Here is a 20,031-nt window from a genome sequence, read left to right as displayed (position 1 = left end):
GGCCTCTCCTGGGAAATATGACAGTTTTGCCTGCGTCGGCGTGGCCTGCGGTCGATTGACAATCGCATCGGGCTCGCCGCTAACTGCTGCAATGGCCATGCGACAGGGACGATGCCATGCGGAAGACGACAGACGCGGGATCGCGGCGGCAGGGTAGCCGTTCCGCTGCCTTGGCGCTGTCGATCTGTCTGGCTTTTGCCGATCTGGCCGGCGCAAAAACCGCCCCGGTCGAAACCGCCGGCCTCGCCGCCGCGGTCGCCGACGGCAGCCTGCCGCCGATCGCCGAGCGCCTGCCGGAGCTGCCGCGGGTCATGCCGATCCACAGCGCCTGCCCGGCCGACCAGCTCGGCGGCACGCTGCGGATGCTGGGCGGCAGCGCCAAGGACACCCGCACCCTGCCGGTCTTCGGCTATTCCCGCCTGGTCGGCTACGACACCGATTTCACCATCGCTCCGGATATCGCCGCCGGGGTCGATGTCGAGGATGGGCGGGTCTTCAGTTTTCACCTCCGCCCCGGCATGCGCTGGTCCGACGGCGCGCCGTTCACCTCGGAGGATTTCCGCTATTTCTGGGAGGACATGGCGAAGAACCCGGCGATCGCCAAATTCGGCGTGCCGGTCGAACTGCTGGTCGACGGCGAGGAACCAGAGGTCAGCTTCCCCGGCCCCTACGAAGTCCGCTATGAATGGAGCCGGCCGAACCCGAACTTCCTCGCCGCGTTGGCGGCGGCGACCCCCTTCGAGATCTTCCGCCCGGCCCATTACCTGAAACAGTTTCACGAGCGCTATCAGGACCCGGAAACGCTCGAGGCAAAGGTCGAGGCGGAAGGCCAGCGCAACTGGGTCGCGCTGCATTTCAACAAGGATCGCGGCCAGCGCAACGACAATCCGGACATGCCGACCATCCAGCCGTGGAAGCTCGCCAACGAGCCGCCGGCGGAACGGCTGATCTTCGAGCGCAACCCGTACTTCCACCGCGTCGACCAGGAGGGACGGCAGCTCCCCTATATCGACCAGGTGTCGCTGACCATCGCCAATCCGGACCTGATCCCGGCCAAGGTGGCGAACGGCGAGGCCGACCTTCAGGCCGCCTATCTGGCCTTTCCGAACTACCCGTTCCTGAAGCGCGGCGAGAGCCGCAGCGACTACACGGTGCGGCGCTGGCGCTCGGGGCGCGGCTCGCATGTCACGCTGTTTCCCAATCTGAACGCCACCGACCCGGTGTGGCGGACGATGCTGGAAACCGCCGATTTCCGCCGCGCGCTGTCGCTGGCGATCAACCGCGACGATATCGACAAGGCGATCTTCTATGGGCTTGCCGAACCCGCCGCCAACACCGTCCTGCCGGGCTCGCCGCTTTTCGATCCGGCGTTGCGCACCAGCTGGGCCAATTACGACCCGCAGGCCGCCAACGCGCTGCTCGACGGGCTCGGCCTGATGCGCGGACCGAACGGCCTGCGCCGCCTGCCCGACGGGCGCGAGATGCGGATCGTCGTCGAAACGGCCGGCGAAAGCAGCGAGCAGAGCGACGTCCTGGAGCTTGTCCGCGAGGACTGGCGAAAGATCGGCATCGACCTTCTGACCCGCGAGGCCCAGCGGGAGATCTTCCGCAACCGGGTCAAGGCGGGGTCGACCCTGATGTCGGTGTGGAGCGGGCTCGACAACGGCCTGCCGACGCCGGCGACCGATCCGCGCGAACTGGCGCCGGCGACCGCCGAGCAGCTGCAATGGCCGGGCTACGGCATGTGGGTGGAAACCGGCGGCAGCGGCGGCGAAGCGCCCGGCGAGATCGCGGCGCTCGCCGGTGTCCGCGAACTCATCGCGCTGCGGCGCGCGTGGCGGGACACGCTCGACGAGGCCGAGCGAACGGCAATCTGGAAGAAGATGCTGGCGATCAATGCCGACGAGGTCTTCACCATCGGCATCGTCACCGAGGTCGACCAGGTCGTCGTCGTCTCCAACCGGCTGAACAACGTCCCGGTGCGCGGCACGTATAATTACGACCCGGGCGCCTATTTCGGCATCTACAATCCGGACGGCTTCTATTTCGACTGTGCGGCCGTGGCAGTGGCGGGCAATCCCTCGTGATCCGATATCTCGGCGGGCGTCTCGTCACCATGGCCTGGACGCTCGTCGCCATCAGCGTCATCGTCTTCGTCATCATCCAGCTGCCGCCGGGCGACTATTTGACCAGCTACATCGCCGAGCTGCAGGCCCAGGGCGAGAGCGTCAGCGGCGACAGGATCGCCTTCCTGCGTGAGGAGTACGGCCTCGACCGGCCGCTCTGGGAGCAATATCTCGTCTGGGCCAGCGGCCTCGTCCAGGGCGATCTCGGCTATTCGTTCGAGTACAACCAGCCGGTTGCCGACATCGTCGGCGAGCGCATGCCGATGACCATCCTGCTCAATGCGGCGACCATCCTGTTCGTCTACCTGGTGTCGTTCCCGATCGGCATCTACTCGGCGACGCATCAATATAGCTGGGCCGACCACGGGCTGAGCTTCGTCGGCTTCCTGGGCCTGGCGACGCCGAACTTCCTGCTGGCGCTGATCCTGCTCTATCTCGCCAATGTCTGGTTCGGCACCTCGATCGGCGGCCTGATGGCGCCGGAATTCATCGACGAGCCCTGGTCGCTGGCCAAGGCCGGCTCGGTCCTGTCGCATCTCTGGGTGCCGGTGCTGGTCATCGGCACGGCGGGAACCGCCGGCATGATCCGGCGGCTGCGGGCAAACCTCCTCGACGAGCTGAACCGGCAATATGTCGTCACCGCGCGGGCCAAGGGCCTGACCGAAAGCCGGCTGCTGCTGAAATATCCGCTGCGCATGGCGCTCAACCCGTTCGTCGCCGATCTCGGGACGCTGCTGCCGCAGATCGTCTCCGGGTCGGTGATCATCTCGGCGGTGATGTCGCTGCCGACCACCGGGCCGATGCTGCTCGCCTCGCTGCGCAGCCAGGACATGTATCTCGCCGGTTCGTTCCTGATGTTCCTCGCCGTGCTCACCGTCGTCGGCATGTTCGTCTCCGACGTGCTGCTCGCTCTGCTCGATCCCCGCATCCGACTGGGCAAGAGCACGCCGCGATGAGCAGCCTGCCGCATTTCGTCTCGCAGGAACCCTTCGACCCGGAGGCGACGATTGCCGAGGGCTCGATCGTCTCCGGCGCCTATGCGCGGGCCTCGCAGGCGAAGCTGATCTGGTGGCGCTTCCTGCGCCACCGCGTCGCCGTCGTCTCGCTCGCCTTTCTCGTCGTCAGCTATGTCTCGATCGTCTTCATCGAGTTCCTGGCGCCCTACGAGCTGCAGTCACGCCATACCGACTACATCTTCGCCCCGCCGCAATCGGTGCATCTGTTCCACGACGGCAGTCTCGTCGGGCCGTTCGTCTATCCGCTGCAATACGAGCTCGACCTCGACACGCTGCGGCGCGTCTATACGCCCGACACCAGCCGCCCGATGCCGCTCCGCTTCTTCTGCCAGGGCGAGCCCTACCGTTTCTGGGGCCTCGTCGAGGCTCGCACCCACCTCGTCTGCCCGCCCGAGGACGGCACGCTGTTCCTGCTCGGCACCGACCGGCTCGGGCGGGACATGTGGTCGCGCATCCTCTATGGCGCGCGGATCTCGCTGACCGTCGGCCTGGTCGGCGTGACGCTGAGCTTCCTGCTCGGCATCACCATCGGCGGGGCGGCCGGCTATTTCGGCGGCTGGGTGGACTCAGCCGTCCAGCGCGTCACCGAGATACTGCGCTCGATCCCGGAACTGCCGCTCTGGCTGGCCCTCTCGGCGGCGCTCCCGGTGACCTGGAGCCCGCTGCTGATCTATTTCGGCATCACGCTGATCCTGGCGCTGCTCGACTGGCCCGGGCTTGCCCGCGCCGTCCGCTCCAAGCTCTTCGCGCTGCGCGAGGAAGATTTCGTCGTGGCGGCGGAAATGCTCGGGGCGCGGCCGCGCCGGATCATCTTCCGGCATCTCCTGCCGAACTTCATGAGCCACCTGATCGCCTCGGCCTCGCTGTCGATCCCGACCATGATCCTTGCCGAGACGGCGCTGTCCTTCCTCGGCCTCGGCCTGCGGCCGCCGATCACCAGCTGGGGCGTGCTGCTGTCGGAGGCGCAGAACATCGAGGCGGTGGCGCTGTATCCATGGCTGCTGCTGCCGATGCTGCCGGTGGTGCTGACGGTGCTCGCCTTCAGCTTCGTCGGCGACGGGCTGCGCGACGCGGTCGACCCGCACCACTGACGGCGATGATCACTCGGCTGCGGCGGCAAGGCCGAGCGCGACCTGTGTCTCGGGGCAGAGGGTGAACAGTTCCATCTCCCGCTCGACGCCGTTCAGCATGTGCAGGCCCGTGGAACACCAGCGACCCGGCACCAGCGCGGCGACGTTGGCGCTGGCGAGCACGTTGGTGTCGAGCGACTTGGTCAGCTTCTCGATGCGCTCGACCTCGGTGACGGTGGCGCCGATGACGGTGAAGGCGAGACGCTCGGGCACGCCGATATTGCCGAAGACGACATCGCCGATATTGAGGCCGATGCCGAACTCGATCAGGTCGAGGCCGGCTTCCCGGCGAACGTCGTTGGCCGTATCGCGCATCTTGAACGACTCGCCCACGGCATCCAGCACCCGGGCGGTCAGCGCCTCCGGGTCGGTCACCTCGTCGATCGGAAAGATCACCAGCACGGCGTCGCCGATGAAGGCGAGCACCTCGCCGCCGGCGCGGATCGCCGGGCGGGCGGCGCATTCGAAATAGTCGTTGAGCAGCTGCAGGAACGCCTCGCTCGGCAGGCTGCCGGTCAGCCGCGTCGAGTTCCGAAGGTCCGAATACCAGACCAGCGCCCGCGTGGTGGCGCCGCCGCCGAGACGGATATTGCCGTTGAGGACGCTGCGGCCGGCCTTCTGGCCGAGATAGGTCTCGACGATGTTGCTGGTGATCTGCGACTGGATGATCGACTTGCAGGCCAGCGCGAAGGTTTGCTGGATGTCCTGCAGGACCCGCAGATCCTCGTCGGTGAAGCCGGTTTCCCGGTCGCTCGCCCAGATCACGATGATGCCGCCGGCCCGCCCTTCCATGAACATGCCCGGCTCGGCGAACTCGGTCCGCAGGGCGAGATAGTCGGTGTAGCCTTCCGCGGCGAGTTCCTCGAACAGCGGAAAGTCGAGGGTGCGGCCTGGCCCGACCAGCCGGCGCCGCAGTACCGGCAGGTTGGCATCCAGCATGTAGCGCAGCGGGCTGCGCTGCCACGCGTCGGTGTTGGCGTCCTGGTGATGGAAATGGTCGAGGATGGCGGAAGGCTGGTTGCGGTGCCAGCTGATCATCTCGGCGCGGAACAGCGGATGCAGCGTCGGCCAGTTGAGCCGCGCCCGCGCGATCGGCACGCCGATGCAGTTGAGCCGCAGGCAAAGCTGCTCGAAGATGGTTTCCAGCCGCGGCCTGCCGAGGGCTTCCTTCAGAAGCCAGTCGTCGACCTGTTGCGTCAGGCTCATCTCAGCTCGCCTCCACGATCCTTACCCGTTCAGCGATATCGAGTGTCAGCCCAGTCTCCGCAACCAGCGTGCCCGGAAAAACCGCCTGTGCCCGCCCGACGAGATCGGCGAGCCAGGTATCGGTGCGCGAGATGTCGTGGTGGAAGGCGACGAGACGGGGCACCCCCGCGGCACGGCAGAGCCGCACGCCCTCCTCCCAGGTCGAGTGGCCGAAGCCGCGATACTTGGGATATTCCTCATCCGTGTACATGCTGTCGTAGATCATGATGTCGGCACCGGCGACGAGGTCGATGATACCCTGGTCGAGGCCGCCGGGCCGGTGCTCGGTGTCGGTGATGTAGCAGACCGCCCGTCCGCCATACTCGACCCGGTAGCCGACCGCGCCATTGGGATGGTTCAGCCGAACGGTGCGCACGCGCAGGTCCGGGAAGAGGTCGAGCACGTCGGGCGGCCGGAAGTCGCAATATTTGATGTCGGCCGCGAACTGCTTCGGCGTGACCGGGAAATAGGGCGGGCACATGAAGCGCTCGACCATCTCCCGGCAGGTCGTGTCGTCCTCGAAATGCCCGGCATGGATACGGACCTGCGTACCGGCATGATAGAGCGGCATGAAGAACGGCAGGCCGATGATATGGTCGAAATGGCAATGGGTGAGCAGCACGTCGATGTCGCGCGCCTCGCCATTGTAGAGCTTGCGGCCGCAGCCGACGACGCCGGTGCCGGCGTCGAGCACGATCACGTGGTCGCCGCAGCGCAGCTCGACGCAGCTCGTGTCGCTGCCGAAGCGGGTATTGGCGGCGGCGGGCGCCGGAATGCTGCCGCGGGCGCCCCAGATGGTCAGCTCGAAGCGGCTCAAGCCTCGCCGCCTCTCGACGCCGCCAGATTGCGGGCGCGCACGAGCTCCTCGTTGGTGTGGGTCAGGCGTTCGGCGAGACCGCGCATCACCTCGGCGGCGATCTCCGGGAACTGCTTCAAAAGCTGCAGGAAGGACTCCTTGCGCACCCTGAGCGCAGTCAGGCTGGTGCGAGCGGTCACCGTGGCGGTGCGGGGGGTGTCGCAGAGGATCGAGATCTCGCCGACGACGTCGCCGGACCGGAGCGTCGCCACCAGGTAGTCCCCGGCTTCCGTCGCCACCGAGACGTCGGCCTCGCCATCCACCAGCACATAGGCCGCGTCACCGGGCTGGCCCTGGCGGCAGATGACCTGCCCGGCGCGATAGGCGATCGAATCCGAGGTGAAGGCGATCAGCTTGAGCCGCGCCGGCTCGATGCCGGCAAAGATCGGCACGGATCGCAGAAGGTCGATTTCAGACTTCAAAAGCGTCAATTCGGGCCTCTCCGATCTACCGTTGGGGTCGCCATCGCGTCACGCCGGCTCGTCGACCGGCTGCGGGACAGGGGCATCGATCATGGTCATTCGGCCAGCGCGAAATTCCAGGGTCCGGTCGAAGAAGCGCGCGTGATCTGCATGACTCAGGACCCAGAAAACTGTCTGCCGCGGGACACCAAGGGCCTCGCGCGAAGCAAGGACGCGCGCAATTGTCGCCTGCTGGCTGTCCCCGTCAAGGGCCGAGAGCGGTCGATTGAGGACCAGCAGGTCGGGCCGCTTCAACAGGGCCCGGCCCAGCGCGAGCTTCTGCTGCTGGCCGGCCGAGAGGCGCTTGGCGCCGCTGCCAATGTCGAAATCGAGACCGATCTCGAATACCACCTCGGCAAGGCCGGTATCGTATAGCGTCGCGACCAGCACCTCGTTGATCCTGGCCGCCGCCTCGGCGTAGCGGTCGACGACGCGGCCGAACAGGACATTGTCCTGGAAGCTGGCAGCACGATTGAGCGCCGTCGGCGAATGCACCGAAACCGCCTGGGCCATGTCCGGCTCGAGTTTCTCGCGGAAGCGGGCACGGGCCGCCAGCACCGCCGACTTGATCCGGTCGTCGAGCAGGCCGAGCCGGTGCCGCGGCTCGATATAGCCGAAGGCGAGTTCCTGGAAGGCACGCCGGTATTTGCCCGAGTGCGGCCCTTCGCCGGCGGTGCGGCGCAGCGCCGTGCGATAGTCGTCCACCTCGTCCGGCGACATCAGGTCGACGCTGTCCATCAGCGGGTTGTCCGGCGACAGATCGCCGAAGATCTCGATCAGGGTCTCGGCGATCTGCCGCCCCATGTCGAAAAGCATCACGTCGAGGCCGGTCTGCTTCAGCACTTCGCGCATCTGCGGGCGCTCGGCCAAAGGATTGCCCATCAGCGCCTCCGGCAGCGGGATGCCGAAGACGAGGTTCTCGACCAGCGTGGCGTAGTCGGAATAGCGCTCCGGATCGAAGGTCTCGAAATAATCCTCGTAGCCGCCTTCCGAAAGCCGCTCGCGGAACCGCCCCCGGGCCGCCAGAACCCGTGGCGCGATGTCTTCGGGGAGATCAGCCGGAAGCCGGTTGCGCAGACCGAACCGGGCGATGTCGATCCGCAGGTCGACGATGTCGAGCACCTCCGCCAGCCGGCCGGACATCTGCTGCTGCCCCTCGACGCCCGCCGCTTCGTAGTCGATCCAGTCTTCGGGGGAGGCGCCACTGGCGTCGCCCGACCGCCATGCCTCGGCCAGCCGCTCCGCCGCCTTCGGGTCGAAACCCTCCTGGCGGGTCATCGGCGCGTGGCGCAGGCCATAGAGAAGGGCGTCACGCACCGACATCTGCGCGAAATAGAGCCCCGAACTGCTGTAGCCGACGCGCCGCCCCACGAAGGAGTCGGGCAGATGGTCGAGCGAATGCCCGTCGATGCTGATCCGCCCGCTGGCGGGATCGACGAGCCGTACCAGCGCGTCGGCCAGATACTCGCCGCCGCCGCCGACGGGACCGGTTGCCGCCACCGCCTCGCCGGGCGCCAGCCGCAGGCTGGTGGGCTCGAGGAGATCGTTGCCGCCCTCGTCGGCGATCCTGAGGCCGACGATGGCGATGTCGCCCTCGATATGGGCGGGGGTGTCCTGCGACACCTTCTGTCGCGCCGGGTCGATCAGGTCCGGCATGGTAAACTGCTCGGTGATCTGGGCGTATTTCGACTGCACGTCGACGCGGAACTGGTCCCAGGCGATGAGCTCCTTGAGCGGCGCGGGAAGATCCTTGTAGGCGGCGATGACGGCGACGAGCTGGCCGATGTCCAGCCGCCCGACAATGACGAAATAGCCGCCGACAAGATAGAAGATGAAGGGCGTGGTCTGGGCCAGAAGATTGTTGATGAAGTTCACCAGGAACTTCCAGCGGAAGAAGTCGGTGCGGATGCGCAGGATGCGCCCGAGCCGGCCGCCGATCTCCGCCCGCTCCCAGCTCGACGTGTCGTTGACGCGGATCGAGGGGATGCTGTCGACGATCTCGCCGATCCGGCCGGACAGGAGCCGGGCGGTCAGCTGCCTTGCCCGCGCCAGCACGACGAGGCGGCGGCGCATGCGCGGGATGATGATCAGCTGCACGAGCACCACAGCGCCGGCGACGCCGCCGAGCCAGACATTCTGCAGGAAGATGAACAGGAGTGCCGTCGCCGCCTGGCTCAGCAGCAGCGCCGGATCGGCGAAGGCGCTGCCGCCGAAGCCGCCGACCGGCTCGGTCTCGTCCTTGATCATCGAGGCGATCTCGGGCCCGCGCACCTGCTTGAAGCGCCCGGTGGGGAACCGCAGCACGCGGTCGACGAGGTCGTAGCGCAGCCGCCGCAGCAGCTGCTCGCCGAGCCGGCCCTTGTAGTTCGACAGATAGAACTTGAAGAGCCCGTTGACGACGACGAAGAACAGGAACGTCAGGCTCAACGCCAGCAGCATGCCGAACCGATCGAGTTCGAGGCCCCCGAACAGCTGCAGCGTGCCGCCGCCGAGGAAATCCGGCAGGGTCGGCGTCCAGCGGAACAGCGATTGCGTTTCGCCCGCCGCCCACTCGCCCTGGATCGGACCGTTGACGATCCGCTTCGGCAGGTCGAGCGTCAGGTAGTAGAGCGGCAGCGACAGCGCGAGGACGAAGAACAGCCACAGCTGCTGGCGCTTGGTGTGGCGCCAGACATAGCCGAAGATGCTCTCGTCGAGCTGGTCCCCCCGCGTTGCCATCTCACCCTCCGGTAAGGGCGAGGGCGGGCGACGCGGCGAGGAAATCGAGATTGGTCGCCCGGACGAAATGGCCGGGCGAAGCTTCCAGCAAAGGCCTGTCGCGGCCCTCGACGACGGCGAACGGCTCCGGCCAGTCCCGCTGCCCGATCTTGCCTACCGCCGGCAGATGGTCGAAATCCAGCTTCCTCGCCGGGTCGGCGTGCGGCACCGCCTGCATCAGCAGGCGCGTGTAGGGATGCAGCGGGGCGCGGAACAGCTCCTCGCGCGGCGCGAGTTCGACGAGCTCGCCGTCGCACATCACCGCGATCCGGTCGGCGACGTAGTTCACCACCGCCAGATTATGCGAGATGAACAGGTAGGTCAGGCCGCAAAGCCGCTGCAGGTCCTTCAGGAGGTTGAGGATCTGCGCCTGGACCGAGACGTCGAGCGCCGCCACCGGCTCGTCGCAGATCAAGAGTTCCGGCTCCAGCGCCAAAGCGCGGGCGATGCCGATCCGCTGGCGCTGGCCGCCGGAGAAACTGTGCGGGTAGCGGCCGGCATATTGCGGCTCGAGCCCGACCGCCGCGAGCAGCCGCTCGACGCGCTGCCGCCGGTCGCCGGCCGTGCCGATGCCGTGAATCTCCAGCGGCTCGGCGAGGATCGCGCCGACGCTCATGCGCGGATCGAGCGAGGAGAACGGATCCTGGAAGACGTACTGCATCCGCCGCCGCGCCTCGAAGAGCTGCGGGCGCGAGGCGGTCGCGAGATCCATGCTTCCGTCGCGTCCGCCATGCAGCACGACCGAGCCGGTCGTCTGCGGCACGGATCCCATGATCGCCCGGGCGAGCGTCGTCTTGCCGGATCCGGATTCGCCGACGAGACCCAGGCATTCACCCCGCTTGACCGTGATCGAGACGTCGCGAAGCGCATGAATGGTCTGTGCCGGCGCCCGCGACAGGAGCCGCCGGTCCCGGCGCAGCGAGAAGCTCTTGCCGAGTCCGGTGACCGTCAGGAGCGGCGCCCCGGGCGGTACACTGTCCGCGTCGTCGCCGCGCTGCATCAGCGCCTCGGCGTCGACCTTGATCTCGCGAATAGGCTTCAGCCGCCGCGCCTCGCCGGGCTCGAGATCGGGGACCGCCTTCATCAGCGAGATCAGATAGGGGTGCTGCGGCGCGTCGAAGATCGCCGCTGCCGTTCCCGCCTCGACGACCCGGCCGTGATGCATCACCACCACTTCCTCGGCGAGATTGGCGACGACGCCGAGATCGTGGGTGATCAAGAGCACCGCCATCTTCAGCTCGGCCTGCATGTCGCGCAGGAGCTTGAGGATCTGCGCCTGCAGCGTCACGTCGAGCGCGGTGGTGGGCTCGTCGGCAATCAGCAGCGCCGGCTGGGCGATCACCGCCATGGCGATCATCGCCCGCTGGCGCAGCCCGCCCGAAAGCTCGAACGGATAGGACCGCATGGCGCGGGCGGGATCGGGGAAGCGCACCAGCCGCAGCGTCTCCAGCGTCAGCTCGCGCAGTTCGGCGCCACTGGCGCGGCCGTGCACTTCCAGCACCTCGCCGATTTGGTCGCCGAGCGTGTGCAGCGGCGAGAACGACGTCATCGGCTCTTGGAAGACGATCGAGATCGCCCGGCCGCGGATCGCCCGGAAACACGCGCTGCGCGGCGACAGGGCGGCGAGGTCGACGACGCCCTGTTCCGGATCGCGGAAGAGGATGCGCCCCGATGTGATCGCGGCGCTCTTCGGCAGGAGGCCGAGGACCGCCTGCGACGTGACGGACTTGCCGGAGCCGGATTCGCCGACCAGCGCGACGGTGCGCCCCGCCCCGACCCGCATCGACAGGCCGGACACCGCCTTGACCATCCCGGCCATGGAGCGGAACTCGACCGACAGATCCTCGATCGAGAGGAGCGTCTCGGCCGCGGGGCCGCTGCTCGTCGCCCGCTTCTTGCGTTCCAGAACCGGTGCGTCGCTGGCCAAGACGGCCCCCTCCCCGACCATGAACGAAGGCTGCCGCGGGTCGTGCGGGTGGTTCATGCGACGGCCACCGCCCGGCTGGCCCGGGACCGGAAACGCACCGTTCGCGCGCCACCGGCAGGAGCGCTGCAACCCTTGCCGGCATAGCACTGGGGCCACGGCCAAGTCATGCGGATTTTAGTCCCTTGAGAGACCCCTCGTCGGCGACAGGTGCCGTGCCCAGCGCCCCCTGCGCCAGCGCCTCGAGCATCCGGGCGGCATGCGCCGCGCCGTCGAGGTCGATGGCCGGCCGCGGGCCGGCGGATCCGGCCAGTGCGGTCCGGATCGCGGCCGCGAGCGTTTCCGGCGACAGCGCCGTCTCGGGAACGACCGCAAGCAGTCCGAGCGCTTCCATCCGCTTCGCCCGATGCTCCTGCTCGGTCTCGTCCCCTTCGGCATAGGGCACCACCACCGCGGGCGCCTCGGCCCGCAAGAGGTTCATCACCGTGTTGTAGCCAGCCTGCGATATCGACAGCGCGCAGCCGTCGAGCCGCGCCTGGAACTGCGGGTCGAAACGTTCGACGATCGTCCGCTCGTCGGCTTGGCTGCGCAGCGCCTGAAATACGTCCTCCGGGCAGCGCGGCCCGGTGAAGAAGCGCCAGACGCGGTCGGCGAGCGCGGTCTGCGGGCGCGCGGCCATCGCCGTCGCCATCAGCGCTCCCGCCGCGGCGCCGCCGCCGGCAGAGACGATCACGTCGCCGGTCTGCGCCCCCCTTTGCCGATCGCCGGCCTCGGTGACGTAGCCGGTATAGTGGATCCGGTCGGCAAGGCTGGCGGCATGCGGATAGGTCTCGTCGAAGGTGAACAGTGCCGGGTCGGAATGGACCAGCACCGCATCGAGATGGTCGCGGGCGATCTCGGCGCCTCGCGCCGCCCGTTCTGGGTGCTTTGTCTCGACCAGGATGTCGCGGACCGAGGCGACGCATTTCACCCGTGGCCTGTCGCGGGCCGCACGCGCCAGCAGCGGCTCGAGCTCGAAGCGGAACCGCCAGCGGCCGAACGGAAACATCTCCATGAGGACGATGTCGGGCTGCAGCCGCTCGTAGAGATCGAGCAGCGCGTCGCGTCGCGCATCCCGCCAGGCGTCGGTGATCGGGTTGCCGTCGCCATCGTAGAGGACCTTGAAGTTCGCCCCGTCGAGCCGCGTCGGCGGCAGCTGCGCGATCTCGGCGCCGGCGAACGGCATTTCGGCGACCGGCATGCCGCCGAGCGCGACGGTCACCGCGATGCCGCGCGCGGCCATGGCCGCGACGAGCAGTTCGGCGCGGCGAAGATGGCCGACGCCGAGCAGATGCTGGACGTGAAACAGGACGCGCATCAGACCGCCACCGCTTGCCGGGGTGCGTTACCGGCTGCCACGACGGTACGAAGCGCTTCGTCGAGGCGTGCGGCCGCACGATCGATATCGTGATGCGCCAGGGCCCGCTTGGCTGCCGCCCGCCCCATCGCCGACCGCGTCGCCGGATCGAGCAGGCGCCTCACGCCCGCCGCAAACCCGTCCGCGTCGCCTGCCGCCGCCAGGAAGCCGGTGACGCCGTCTTCGACGACGCCCGCGACACCGCCGCTCCGCCCGGCAACGACGGGCAGCCCTGCCGCCTGGGCCTCGATGAATGCCATGCTCCAGGATTCCTTGATGGCCGGCCAGACATAGAGGTCGGCGGCGGCATAGAGTTCGGGAACCGCGTCAGGGTCGGCCGCACCGTGAAAGGCGACCCGAGCCCCGAGCGGTGCGAAGGCGGCACGGACAGCGGCTTCCGCAGGACCGGCGCCGATCAACAGAAGCTGGAAGCGTGGCGTGTCGATCATGGCCAGGGCTGCGGCGAGCACACGGTAGGAGGCAAGCTTCTGATCGTCGCGCATCATCGCGACGGTCACCAGCCAGGGCAGTGCGGGGTCCAGCCCGTGGCGCGCCGCGAGCTTGGCGCGGGTCGCGCCGCGAGTGCCGGTCGCCGCCGCGAAGGGTCGCGTATCGACGAAAGGCGGTAGATCGAGATAGCGCGTCTGCGGCTGCAGATGCGCCCTGACGCCCGGTCGGTCGGCCGGATTGAACCCGATCACCAGCTCGGCACGCGCGAGCGCCGCAAGGCTAGCCTCGTAGCCCGGCTGCCAAAGCCCGCCGCGCTGCTTGCCGGCCACCGAGGCCTCGGCGACGACGTAGGGAATGCCGAGACTCCCCGCGACGTGCGGGCCGATCCAGTCGGGCGCCTTGTGATAGAGGTGATAGGTGAACCACAGGTCGAACGGCCGGCCCTGCCCGGCATGCCGCGCGACGAGCCTGTCCGCGACCCGTCGGCCGAGATCGCGCAGCCGGCGCTGGCGCGCCGGGTCGCCGCGATCGTAGCTGCGCAGGCGCGAGGGAACGACGACGTCGTGGCCGGCCTTCCGCAGGGCCGCGACCAGCAGGCGGCCCACGGTGCGATCGCCGGAAGGGGTCGGATCGTCCAGCGCCTTCATCGGCGCATAGAACGCGACTTTCATCCCGTCCCGGTCCTCGGCAGCAACGGCCGCGCCTTGCCTGCCCAGGATTCGCCCCGCGAGCCGGAGCCCCGGCCGGCGGCGATATAGCTGTCGGTGAGGGCGCAGATCGTCTCCAGCCCGCCCAGGATGCCGTCGATCGCGGCAGACTTCGGCCGCGCCTGGGTCGGCAGCGCCCGGATCGCCTCGGCCATGGCCGAGGCATCGTCGAAACGATCGTCCGGCAGCATGCGCAGGAGCCCCAGCGCCTCGGCCTGCGACGCGCGAATCTGCTGTTCGAGCCGCGGCTGGCTGCGCGGCACGACGACCGCCGGCTTGTCGAAGGAAAGGATCTCGCAGAACGTGTTGTAGCCGCCCATCGCGACGACGCCCTCGGCGTTCTCGAACAGCGGCTCGATGCTCGCGGCGAAGGTGATCGCGTCGACCTCGTCGAGTCCGGCCGCGCGGCGCTTGAAATCGGCCTGCAGGGCGGCGTCCATGAACGGGCCGAGCACGATCTTGGCGCGCACGCCGATCGCCTTGTCGCTCTCGTAGGCGCGCAGCACCCAGTCGACCAGCATCGCCCCGTCGCCGCCGCCGCCCGTGGTCACCAGCACGTAGGGCTTCTCGCCGAGGCGGATGCGCTCCGGCAGGGCCCCGGACGGCTCGTCGGCGCGATGCAGATAGCCGGTGAACACTGCCTTGCGGCGGACCGCGTCCGACACGCCGATGCCGGCGAGCGGATCGCAGATCTGCGGCAGGCCGTAGATCCAGATGTCGTCATAGAGGTCTTCGATGGCGGCGAAGGAGCCCTTGCGCGTCCATTCCTCCACCAGCCGCGACGGCTCGTCCATGATGTCGCGGAGCCCGAGCACCAGCCGCGCGCCGTTGCGGCGCAGGAGCTTCAGCGAGTCCTCGACCTCGCCGCGCATGCCGAGCGGCTCCTTGTCGACGATGAAGATGTCCGGGTTGAAGATCTCGGCGGTCTTCTTGATCACCGCGCTGCGGATCTCGGTGAGGTCTTCGAGGGAGAGGCCCGGATTGGACGGCGCATAGGTGTCGGCGCCCAACTTGACCACGCCGGGGACCCGGATGAAGTCGACCTGCGGCGGAAAGCTGAAGGAGCCGACGACCGGCGAACCGGCGACGATGAGAATGGTGATGTCCGGGCGGTGGGCGACCAGCGCCTGCGCGATCACGCGGCAGCGCCGCAGATGACCGAGACCGAACGTGTCATGACTGTAGATCAGGACGCGGGGGGGCCGAGCTTGCATCAAAAACTCCTGGCACCGCCGCCCTGCTTCCTGCACCTTACACTGGCGTCTTTTCTGCTGCGACGCAAGATCGCATGGTCCTACGTCGACTGCTTCGGCGGATGCCGCACCCAGATGGTGCCGTCATCGCCGCGTACAAGGTGACGGACCTTACAGGACCAGCGAGCCAGGGCGCGGACATGGCGAAACGATCCGACCTCCTGGCGCCGTTCAAGGGCTCGCCCCGGGGACGAACGATCCCCGACCGCGTCAGGGACGTCGTCGAGCAATTCGATCGACGCAGCGAGCAGCTGATCGGCTGGGTGCAGCTGACGCTCGGCTGCTTCCTGGCGATCCTCTATCTGGTCGCGCCGCGGCCGACCGATGCGCTGATGCAGCAGCCGGTGCCGGTGAGTCTTGCCATCTATCTCGCCTTCACCGGACTGCGCCTGTTCCTGTCCTATCGGATGCGGCTGCCAGGCTGGTTCCTGGCCCTCTCCATCGTCGTCGACATCGCCCTCCTGTTCGGGCTGATCTGGTATTTCCACATCCAGTACGGTCAGACGGCGAGCTTCTATCTGCGGGCGCCGACGGTGATGTACGTCTTCGTGTTCATCGCCATCCGCGCCTTCCGCTTCGAGCCCGCCTGGGTGCTGGGAGCCGGGGTGACGGCGGCGGTCGGCTGGCTGCTCATGGCGCTCTACGCGATCTGGGCCTCCGGGCCGGAAAGCATCACCCGCAGCTACGTCACCTATCTGCAGGGCAACGGCATCCTGATCGGCGCCGAGGTCGACAAGATCGTCGCGATCCTGCTCCTGACGACGGTGCTGGCACTGGCGCTGGCACGGGCAAAACGCCTGCTGGCGGTGGCGACGCGCGAGCAGATCGAGCGCGAGGAACTGCGCCGTTTCCTGCCGACCGACGTCGAACGGGCGATCACCGAGGCGCCGTCGGGCATCGTCGCCGGCGCCGCCGAGGAGCGCGACGCGGCGATCATCGTCCTCGACATCAGGGGCTTTTCGGCCTTCGTCAACCGCAGCGAACCGAAGGACGCGGTGCAGACCCTCGTCGGCCTGCACCGGCTGATCGTCCCGGTCGTCCAGCGCCATGGCGGCGTCGTCGACAAGTATCTCGGCGATGGCGTGCTCGCGACCTTCGGCGCCACACGGCCCTCGCCGACGGCGGCAGCGGACGCGCTCCATGCCCTCGTGGAGATCATGGCGATCGCGCGGGAATGGTCGACGGCGACCGAACTCGCCGGGCTGGCCCTGCGCATGAACGGCGCGGCGACGGCCGGAAAGGTCGTCTTCGCCGCGCTCGGCGACGAATTCCGCCTCGAATACACGGTGATCGGCGACGCCGTGAACCTCGCCGCCAAGCTCGAGAAGCACAACAAGGCGGCATGCACCGCCGCGCTGACGACGCGCGAGACCTATGCGCTGGCCTTGTCGCAAGGCTTCAGCGCGCAGGTGCCGGCGGAACTGCGCAGCGCCTGCCTTGTGCAGGGCGTGGCCGGCCCGATCGATATCGTCGTGCTCGACCCGTAAGCGCTCATGGCAGTTTCTGGTCGAGCAGGATCACCTCGGAGAACAGATGGTCCACAGCTGCCGGCGCCAAGTCCGGCGAGCGGAACCAGCGCGGCAGGACGATGGGCTCGACCGTGCCCTGGTCGTCGCCGGACGCCATCCAACGCGAATCCACCGCCAGCACGCCGTTCTCGCCGGTGACCAGCGTGTCGGCGATAGCCTGTGCCTCGGCCGAAAGCCGGGCCGGATCGCTGGCGTGGAGGATCTCGTGATAGGCGACGGCGTCGCCCTTCAGCTTGCGCTGGAACACCAGCCACAACCCCGGATCGCCGACCAGCGCGTGATGGATGTCGAAGCCCTGATGGGCGTCGAGAACCCTCTGCTGCACTGCCGTCAGGCGTTCGCGAATGGCGGCGGGATCGCGCAGGCAGGGCAGCTTTGCCCGCCCTCTCCCCTCGCGCGGGCGAAACAAGCTGCGCGTCGCGTCGAGAACGTCGAAGCCGAGGGCGCGGATCTTGCGGCCGGTCGCCCGGCGCGCGGTCATCGTCGCATAGGTCACGTCCGGCTGCGCCATGCCGGCCCGCAGCAGTTCGTCGCCGGTGCCGTCGCCCCGATAGTCGGCGAGAAGATACCAGGACGACAGGTCGCAGAAGCGCCGGACGTCACGGCCGACCGGCCGGTCGCTGTAGATCGTTCCCATGAAGCCGACTATACGGCCGCGATCCTCCACCAGCCACCCGCGCTCCACGCCCGGCGGCCGCCACGGATAGTCGAGCAGGCGCCGCCACCGCTCGGCCGGGATGCGGGCATTCATCCGCTCGTGCAGCAGACGGGCGACGGGGTCGATGTCCGCGTCCCCCGCGGGCCGGACGATGGCGCTCATCGCGGCGCGACGCCGGTATCGGGCGCGAACAGCGCCGCGGCACTGCGGAACCGGACCGCTTCATGCGCCGCCAACGTGTCGAGCAGCTCGCCGAGAAAGGCCCAGGTCTCCGGATCATGATCGAGGTGATGGGTCAGGATGCCCAACGGCTCCCGTGGATCGGTGCGGCCGAGGCGCCGATCCGCGAGACGCTCGGCGGCCAGCCGGATCAGCTTCTCGCGTCCCGCAAAACGGGCCCCGCCCTTCCAGGTCAGGAGATCGAGATGCGCGTTGATCTCGGTGAAGCCCGGTGCCGCCTGCGGCGCAGCGCGCGGACCGAACACCGAGACGCCGCGAAAGACGAGGCCGGGCAGCGCAGCGGTGACCTGCGGCTCGATGCGATTCCAGGGCGGCACCAGCACGGGAACGAAGCGGCCGCCGAAGCTTGCCGCGAGCCGGTCGCGACCCGCTGCCAGCTCGTCCAGCAAGGGTTCGAGGTCCCGCGCGCCGCCGCATTCAACCGCACGGGCGCCTTCCGCGGCATGGTTGCGATGGGCAAAGCCGTGCTGCAGCACCGTCAGATGGGGGTCGTCGAGGGCCGCGGGCAGTGCGTTCGTCATCGCGTCCGGGATCACCGCCAGCGACAGCGGAATCGCCCGGCTCACAGCCGCCACCTTCAGCCGGTCCAGCGCCGGTGACGGCCGGGCGGCATCGTCGTCCCGCCACCATACATCGAGCGTGCGGCCCGCGCCCGCCCATCTGTCCAACTCGTCGACCAGCTCGTCCTGCATCGTCGATGCCTAGACCGGAATCCCCGCGGACGGCAACGCCGGCCCGGGTTCCGCCGCTTTCCGTCTTGACCCCCGCGGCGTTCACCCGCAAACCAGCGTCATGGAGACGCCCGCCCCGGACATCGACATCAGACGGCTGCGCCTCAGCGACGCCCGCGAACTCGCGCCGCTGATCTCGGCCTACAACCAGTCGCTGTTTCGCGGCCCGCCCGGATCGCCCGACGCGTTCTACGCCGAGCAGCTGCTGCAGGACCGCACAGCCGAAGTGCTCGGCGCGCGGCTCGACGGCGAGCTCGTCGGCTTCGTGGTCTATTACGACATTCCCGATCTTTGGACCGGCATGCGCTCGGGGCTCGCCGACCACATCTTCGTCGCCCACCGCCACCGCCGCAAAGGCATCGCCAAGGCGATGGTCGACCTTCTGGCGGAAGAGGCCGACAGCCGCGGCTGGTCGAAGCTGGTGCTGCACGCGCCGCGCAATCCGGGCGCCGGGCGCGGCCTCTACGAGCGCGTCGCCGAGCCGGCGGACTGGTCGAGCTTCGTCATCCGCTTCAACGATCGCGCGCTCGACATGCGCTGATTCGGGCGGGTCGGCTTTGCGACGGGTCGATACCCACGGGAATTGCCCGCGCGCTGTTGACGCAACTAATCGATTAAGCCGGCGATGGCATTGCGGCAGCACCTGCCCGGCCTTGCGTTCGCAGCTGCGATAGTCCTTTTAGGCGACGTCTCATCGCTGTGCAGCATCGCGCAATCCGCCTATACCGCGCGGCGAAGAAACCGAATGCGAGGACGAGAAGGCACCCATGTCCGACCTCAGATCAGCGCGGCCTTTGTCGCCGCATCTTTCGATCTACAAATTTCGCCCGACCATGGCGATGTCGATCCTGCACCGCATCACCGGTGCGGCGCTCTACGGCGGCACGCTGCTGCTCGTCTGGTGGCTCGTCGCCGCGGCGAGCGGCCCCGAGGCCTTCGAGACCGCGTCGGACTTCTTCGGCTCGATATTCGGCCGGCTCATCCTCTTCGGCTACAGCTGGGCGCTGCTCCACCACATGTTCGGCGGCATCCGGCACCTGATCTGGGACACCGGCCACGGCCTGTCGAAGGAGACCTCGACGAAGCTGGCCATCGCGACGCTGGTCGCGTCCCTTTCGATGACGCTGATCCTCTGGATCGCCGTCCTGGCGTTCGGTTGAGGAGGCGACGATGCAGAATTTCAAGACCCCGCTCGGCCGTGTCCGCGGCCTCGGTTCGGCCCGAGAGGGCACCGGTCACTTCTGGCAGCAGCGCCTGACGGCGATCGCCAACATCGTCCTGATCACCTTCTTCGTCATCCTCCTCGTCTCCCTGCACGATGCCAGCTTCGTCGAGCTGCGGCTGGCCTTCGCTAATCCGCTGGTCGGGATCGCGATGGCCCTGGTGACGGTGTCGGCGACCATCCATATGCGGCTCGGCATGCAGGTGATCATCGAGGACTATGTCCACGGCGCCGCCAAGCTGCCGCTTCTCATTCTCAACACCTTCTTCGCGGTCGTCGTCGCCGGTGCCAGCCTGTTCGCGATCGTCAAGATGAGCTTCGGAGCCTGAC

General features: G+C 68.2%; 17 protein-coding genes. 7 read left to right on the top strand and 10 right to left on the bottom strand.

What is annotated here, in order from left to right:
* Positions 1-116: 116 nt before the first annotated feature.
* Genes GTW51_RS12630 through GTW51_RS12620 form a run of 3 tightly spaced genes read left to right on the top strand, consistent with a single transcriptional unit; the run spans position 117 to position 4,233 of the window.
* A complete protein-coding gene (locus tag GTW51_RS12630; RefSeq protein WP_163044288.1) occupies positions 117-2,087 on the top strand; it encodes an ABC transporter substrate-binding protein in 1,971 nt (656 codons plus the stop codon).
* Complete coding sequence (locus GTW51_RS12625) at positions 2,084-3,082, top strand: ABC transporter permease subunit (RefSeq protein WP_163044287.1); 999 nt, start codon at positions 2,084-2,086, stop codon at positions 3,080-3,082. The genes GTW51_RS12630 and GTW51_RS12625 overlap by 4 nt, the downstream gene beginning before the upstream one ends.
* Positions 3,079-4,233, top strand: a complete 1,155-nt coding sequence (locus tag GTW51_RS12620; protein ID WP_163044286.1) for an ABC transporter permease — start codon at positions 3,079-3,081, stop codon at positions 4,231-4,233. The genes GTW51_RS12625 and GTW51_RS12620 overlap by 4 nt, the downstream gene beginning before the upstream one ends.
* Positions 4,234-4,242: 9 nt before the next feature.
* Here the strand turns inward: GTW51_RS12620 and GTW51_RS12615 are convergent, their stop codons facing one another.
* The 8 genes from GTW51_RS12615 to GTW51_RS12580 all read right to left on the bottom strand — a co-directional run bounded on the left by GTW51_RS12615 (position 4,243) and on the right by GTW51_RS12580 (position 15,282).
* Positions 4,243-5,478, bottom strand: coding sequence for an adenylate/guanylate cyclase domain-containing protein (locus tag GTW51_RS12615; RefSeq protein ID WP_163044285.1), 1,236 nt, complete (start codon positions 5,476-5,478; stop codon positions 4,243-4,245).
* Position 5,479: 1 nt separating this feature from the next.
* Positions 5,480-6,334 (bottom strand): MBL fold metallo-hydrolase, encoded by an 855-nt coding sequence (locus tag GTW51_RS12610; protein ID WP_163044284.1) that lies wholly within the window; start codon positions 6,332-6,334, stop codon positions 5,480-5,482.
* A complete protein-coding gene (locus tag GTW51_RS12605; RefSeq protein WP_163044283.1) occupies positions 6,331-6,804 on the bottom strand; it encodes a cyclic nucleotide-binding domain-containing protein in 474 nt (157 codons plus the stop codon). Before GTW51_RS12605 ends, GTW51_RS12610 begins: the two co-directional genes overlap by 4 nt.
* A 39-nt stretch (positions 6,805-6,843) precedes the next feature.
* Positions 6,844-9,552 carry an ABC transporter transmembrane domain-containing protein gene (locus tag GTW51_RS12600; RefSeq protein WP_163044282.1) on the bottom strand — a complete coding sequence of 903 codons (2,709 nt, stop codon included), beginning with the start codon at positions 9,550-9,552 and terminating at the stop codon, positions 6,844-6,846.
* 1 nt (position 9,553) lies between these two features.
* On the bottom strand, positions 9,554-11,410 hold the full coding sequence (locus GTW51_RS12595; RefSeq protein ID WP_203566055.1) for a dipeptide ABC transporter ATP-binding protein: 1,857 nt from the start codon (positions 11,408-11,410) through the stop codon (positions 9,554-9,556).
* Between the two features lie 271 nt (positions 11,411-11,681).
* A complete protein-coding gene (locus tag GTW51_RS12590) occupies positions 11,682-12,872 on the bottom strand; it encodes a glycosyltransferase family protein (protein WP_163044280.1) in 1,191 nt (396 codons plus the stop codon).
* Positions 12,872-14,032, bottom strand: coding sequence for a glycosyltransferase family 4 protein (locus GTW51_RS12585; protein WP_163044279.1), 1,161 nt, complete (start codon positions 14,030-14,032; stop codon positions 12,872-12,874). Before GTW51_RS12585 ends, GTW51_RS12590 begins: the two co-directional genes overlap by 1 nt.
* Positions 14,029-15,282, bottom strand: coding sequence for a glycosyltransferase family protein (locus GTW51_RS12580; RefSeq protein ID WP_163044278.1), 1,254 nt, complete (start codon positions 15,280-15,282; stop codon positions 14,029-14,031). The genes GTW51_RS12585 and GTW51_RS12580 overlap by 4 nt, the downstream gene beginning before the upstream one ends.
* A gap of 179 nt (positions 15,283-15,461) precedes the next feature.
* Between GTW51_RS12580 and GTW51_RS12575 the strand changes: the two genes are divergently transcribed.
* A complete protein-coding gene (locus GTW51_RS12575) occupies positions 15,462-16,808 on the top strand; it encodes an adenylate/guanylate cyclase domain-containing protein (protein WP_163044277.1) in 1,347 nt (448 codons plus the stop codon).
* 4 nt (positions 16,809-16,812) lie between these two features.
* On the opposite strand, the gene GTW51_RS12570 is transcribed toward GTW51_RS12575, so the two are convergent.
* Entirely contained in the window at positions 16,813-17,670 is an 858-nt protein-coding gene (locus GTW51_RS12570) for a GNAT family N-acetyltransferase (RefSeq protein WP_163044276.1), read from the bottom strand.
* Positions 17,667-18,440, bottom strand: a complete 774-nt coding sequence (locus GTW51_RS12565) for a polysaccharide deacetylase family protein (protein WP_163044275.1) — start codon at positions 18,438-18,440, stop codon at positions 17,667-17,669. The genes GTW51_RS12570 and GTW51_RS12565 overlap by 4 nt, the downstream gene beginning before the upstream one ends.
* A 100-nt stretch (positions 18,441-18,540) precedes the next feature.
* Between GTW51_RS12565 and GTW51_RS12560 the strand changes: the two genes are divergently transcribed.
* From GTW51_RS12560 to sdhD, 3 genes are all read left to right on the top strand, one after another.
* Complete coding sequence (locus tag GTW51_RS12560; RefSeq protein ID WP_163044274.1) at positions 18,541-19,020, top strand: GNAT family N-acetyltransferase; 480 nt, start codon at positions 18,541-18,543, stop codon at positions 19,018-19,020.
* 226 nt (positions 19,021-19,246) lie between these two features.
* Positions 19,247-19,639 carry a succinate dehydrogenase, cytochrome b556 subunit gene (gene sdhC, locus GTW51_RS12555; RefSeq protein ID WP_163044273.1) on the top strand — a complete coding sequence of 131 codons (393 nt, stop codon included), beginning with the start codon at positions 19,247-19,249 and terminating at the stop codon, positions 19,637-19,639.
* 10 nt (positions 19,640-19,649) lie between these two features.
* Complete coding sequence (gene sdhD / locus GTW51_RS12550; RefSeq protein WP_163044272.1) at positions 19,650-20,030, top strand: succinate dehydrogenase, hydrophobic membrane anchor protein; 381 nt, start codon at positions 19,650-19,652, stop codon at positions 20,028-20,030.
* Position 20,031 lies beyond the last annotated feature (1 nt).

It is taken from the genome of Aurantimonas aggregata, from assembly GCF_010500835.1.
In the GTDB taxonomy this organism is placed as follows: Bacteria; Pseudomonadota; Alphaproteobacteria; order Rhizobiales; family Rhizobiaceae; genus Aurantimonas; species Aurantimonas aggregata.
Note: the sequence above shows the minus strand (reverse complement) of the source record. Positions and strands in the feature narration are given on the sequence as shown.

What these genes read in the sequence shown, in the direction of transcription:
- GTW51_RS12585 (WP_163044279.1), bottom strand. Translation starts at nt 14,032, where the DNA reads ATGAAAGTCGCGTTCTATGCGCCGATGAAGGCGCTGGACGATCCGACC.
- GTW51_RS12590 (WP_163044280.1), bottom strand. Translation starts at nt 12,872, where the DNA reads ATGCGCGTCCTGTTTCACGTCCAGCATCTGCTCGGCGTCGGCCATCTT.
- GTW51_RS12570 (WP_163044276.1), bottom strand. Translation starts at nt 17,670, where the DNA reads ATGAGCGCCATCGTCCGGCCCGCGGGGGACGCGGACATCGACCCCGTC.
- sdhD (WP_163044272.1), top strand. Translation starts at nt 19,650, where the DNA reads ATGCAGAATTTCAAGACCCCGCTCGGCCGTGTCCGCGGCCTCGGTTCG.
- GTW51_RS12595 (WP_203566055.1), bottom strand. Translation starts at nt 11,410, where the DNA reads ATGGCCGGGATGGTCAAGGCGGTGTCCGGCCTGTCGATGCGGGTCGGG.
- GTW51_RS12620 (WP_163044286.1), top strand. Translation starts at nt 3,079, where the DNA reads ATGAGCAGCCTGCCGCATTTCGTCTCGCAGGAACCCTTCGACCCGGAG.
- GTW51_RS12615 (WP_163044285.1), bottom strand. Translation starts at nt 5,478, where the DNA reads ATGAGCCTGACGCAACAGGTCGACGACTGGCTTCTGAAGGAAGCCCTC.
- GTW51_RS12600 (WP_163044282.1), bottom strand. Translation starts at nt 9,552, where the DNA reads ATGGCAACGCGGGGGGACCAGCTCGACGAGAGCATCTTCGGCTATGTC.
- GTW51_RS12580 (WP_163044278.1), bottom strand. Translation starts at nt 15,282, where the DNA reads ATGCAAGCTCGGCCCCCCCGCGTCCTGATCTACAGTCATGACACGTTC.
- sdhC (WP_163044273.1), top strand. Translation starts at nt 19,247, where the DNA reads ATGTCCGACCTCAGATCAGCGCGGCCTTTGTCGCCGCATCTTTCGATC.
- GTW51_RS12565 (WP_163044275.1), bottom strand. Translation starts at nt 18,440, where the DNA reads ATGCAGGACGAGCTGGTCGACGAGTTGGACAGATGGGCGGGCGCGGGC.
- GTW51_RS12575 (WP_163044277.1), top strand. Translation starts at nt 15,462, where the DNA reads ATGGCGAAACGATCCGACCTCCTGGCGCCGTTCAAGGGCTCGCCCCGG.
- GTW51_RS12560 (WP_163044274.1), top strand. Translation starts at nt 18,541, where the DNA reads ATGGAGACGCCCGCCCCGGACATCGACATCAGACGGCTGCGCCTCAGC.
- GTW51_RS12630 (WP_163044288.1), top strand. Translation starts at nt 117, where the DNA reads ATGCGGAAGACGACAGACGCGGGATCGCGGCGGCAGGGTAGCCGTTCC.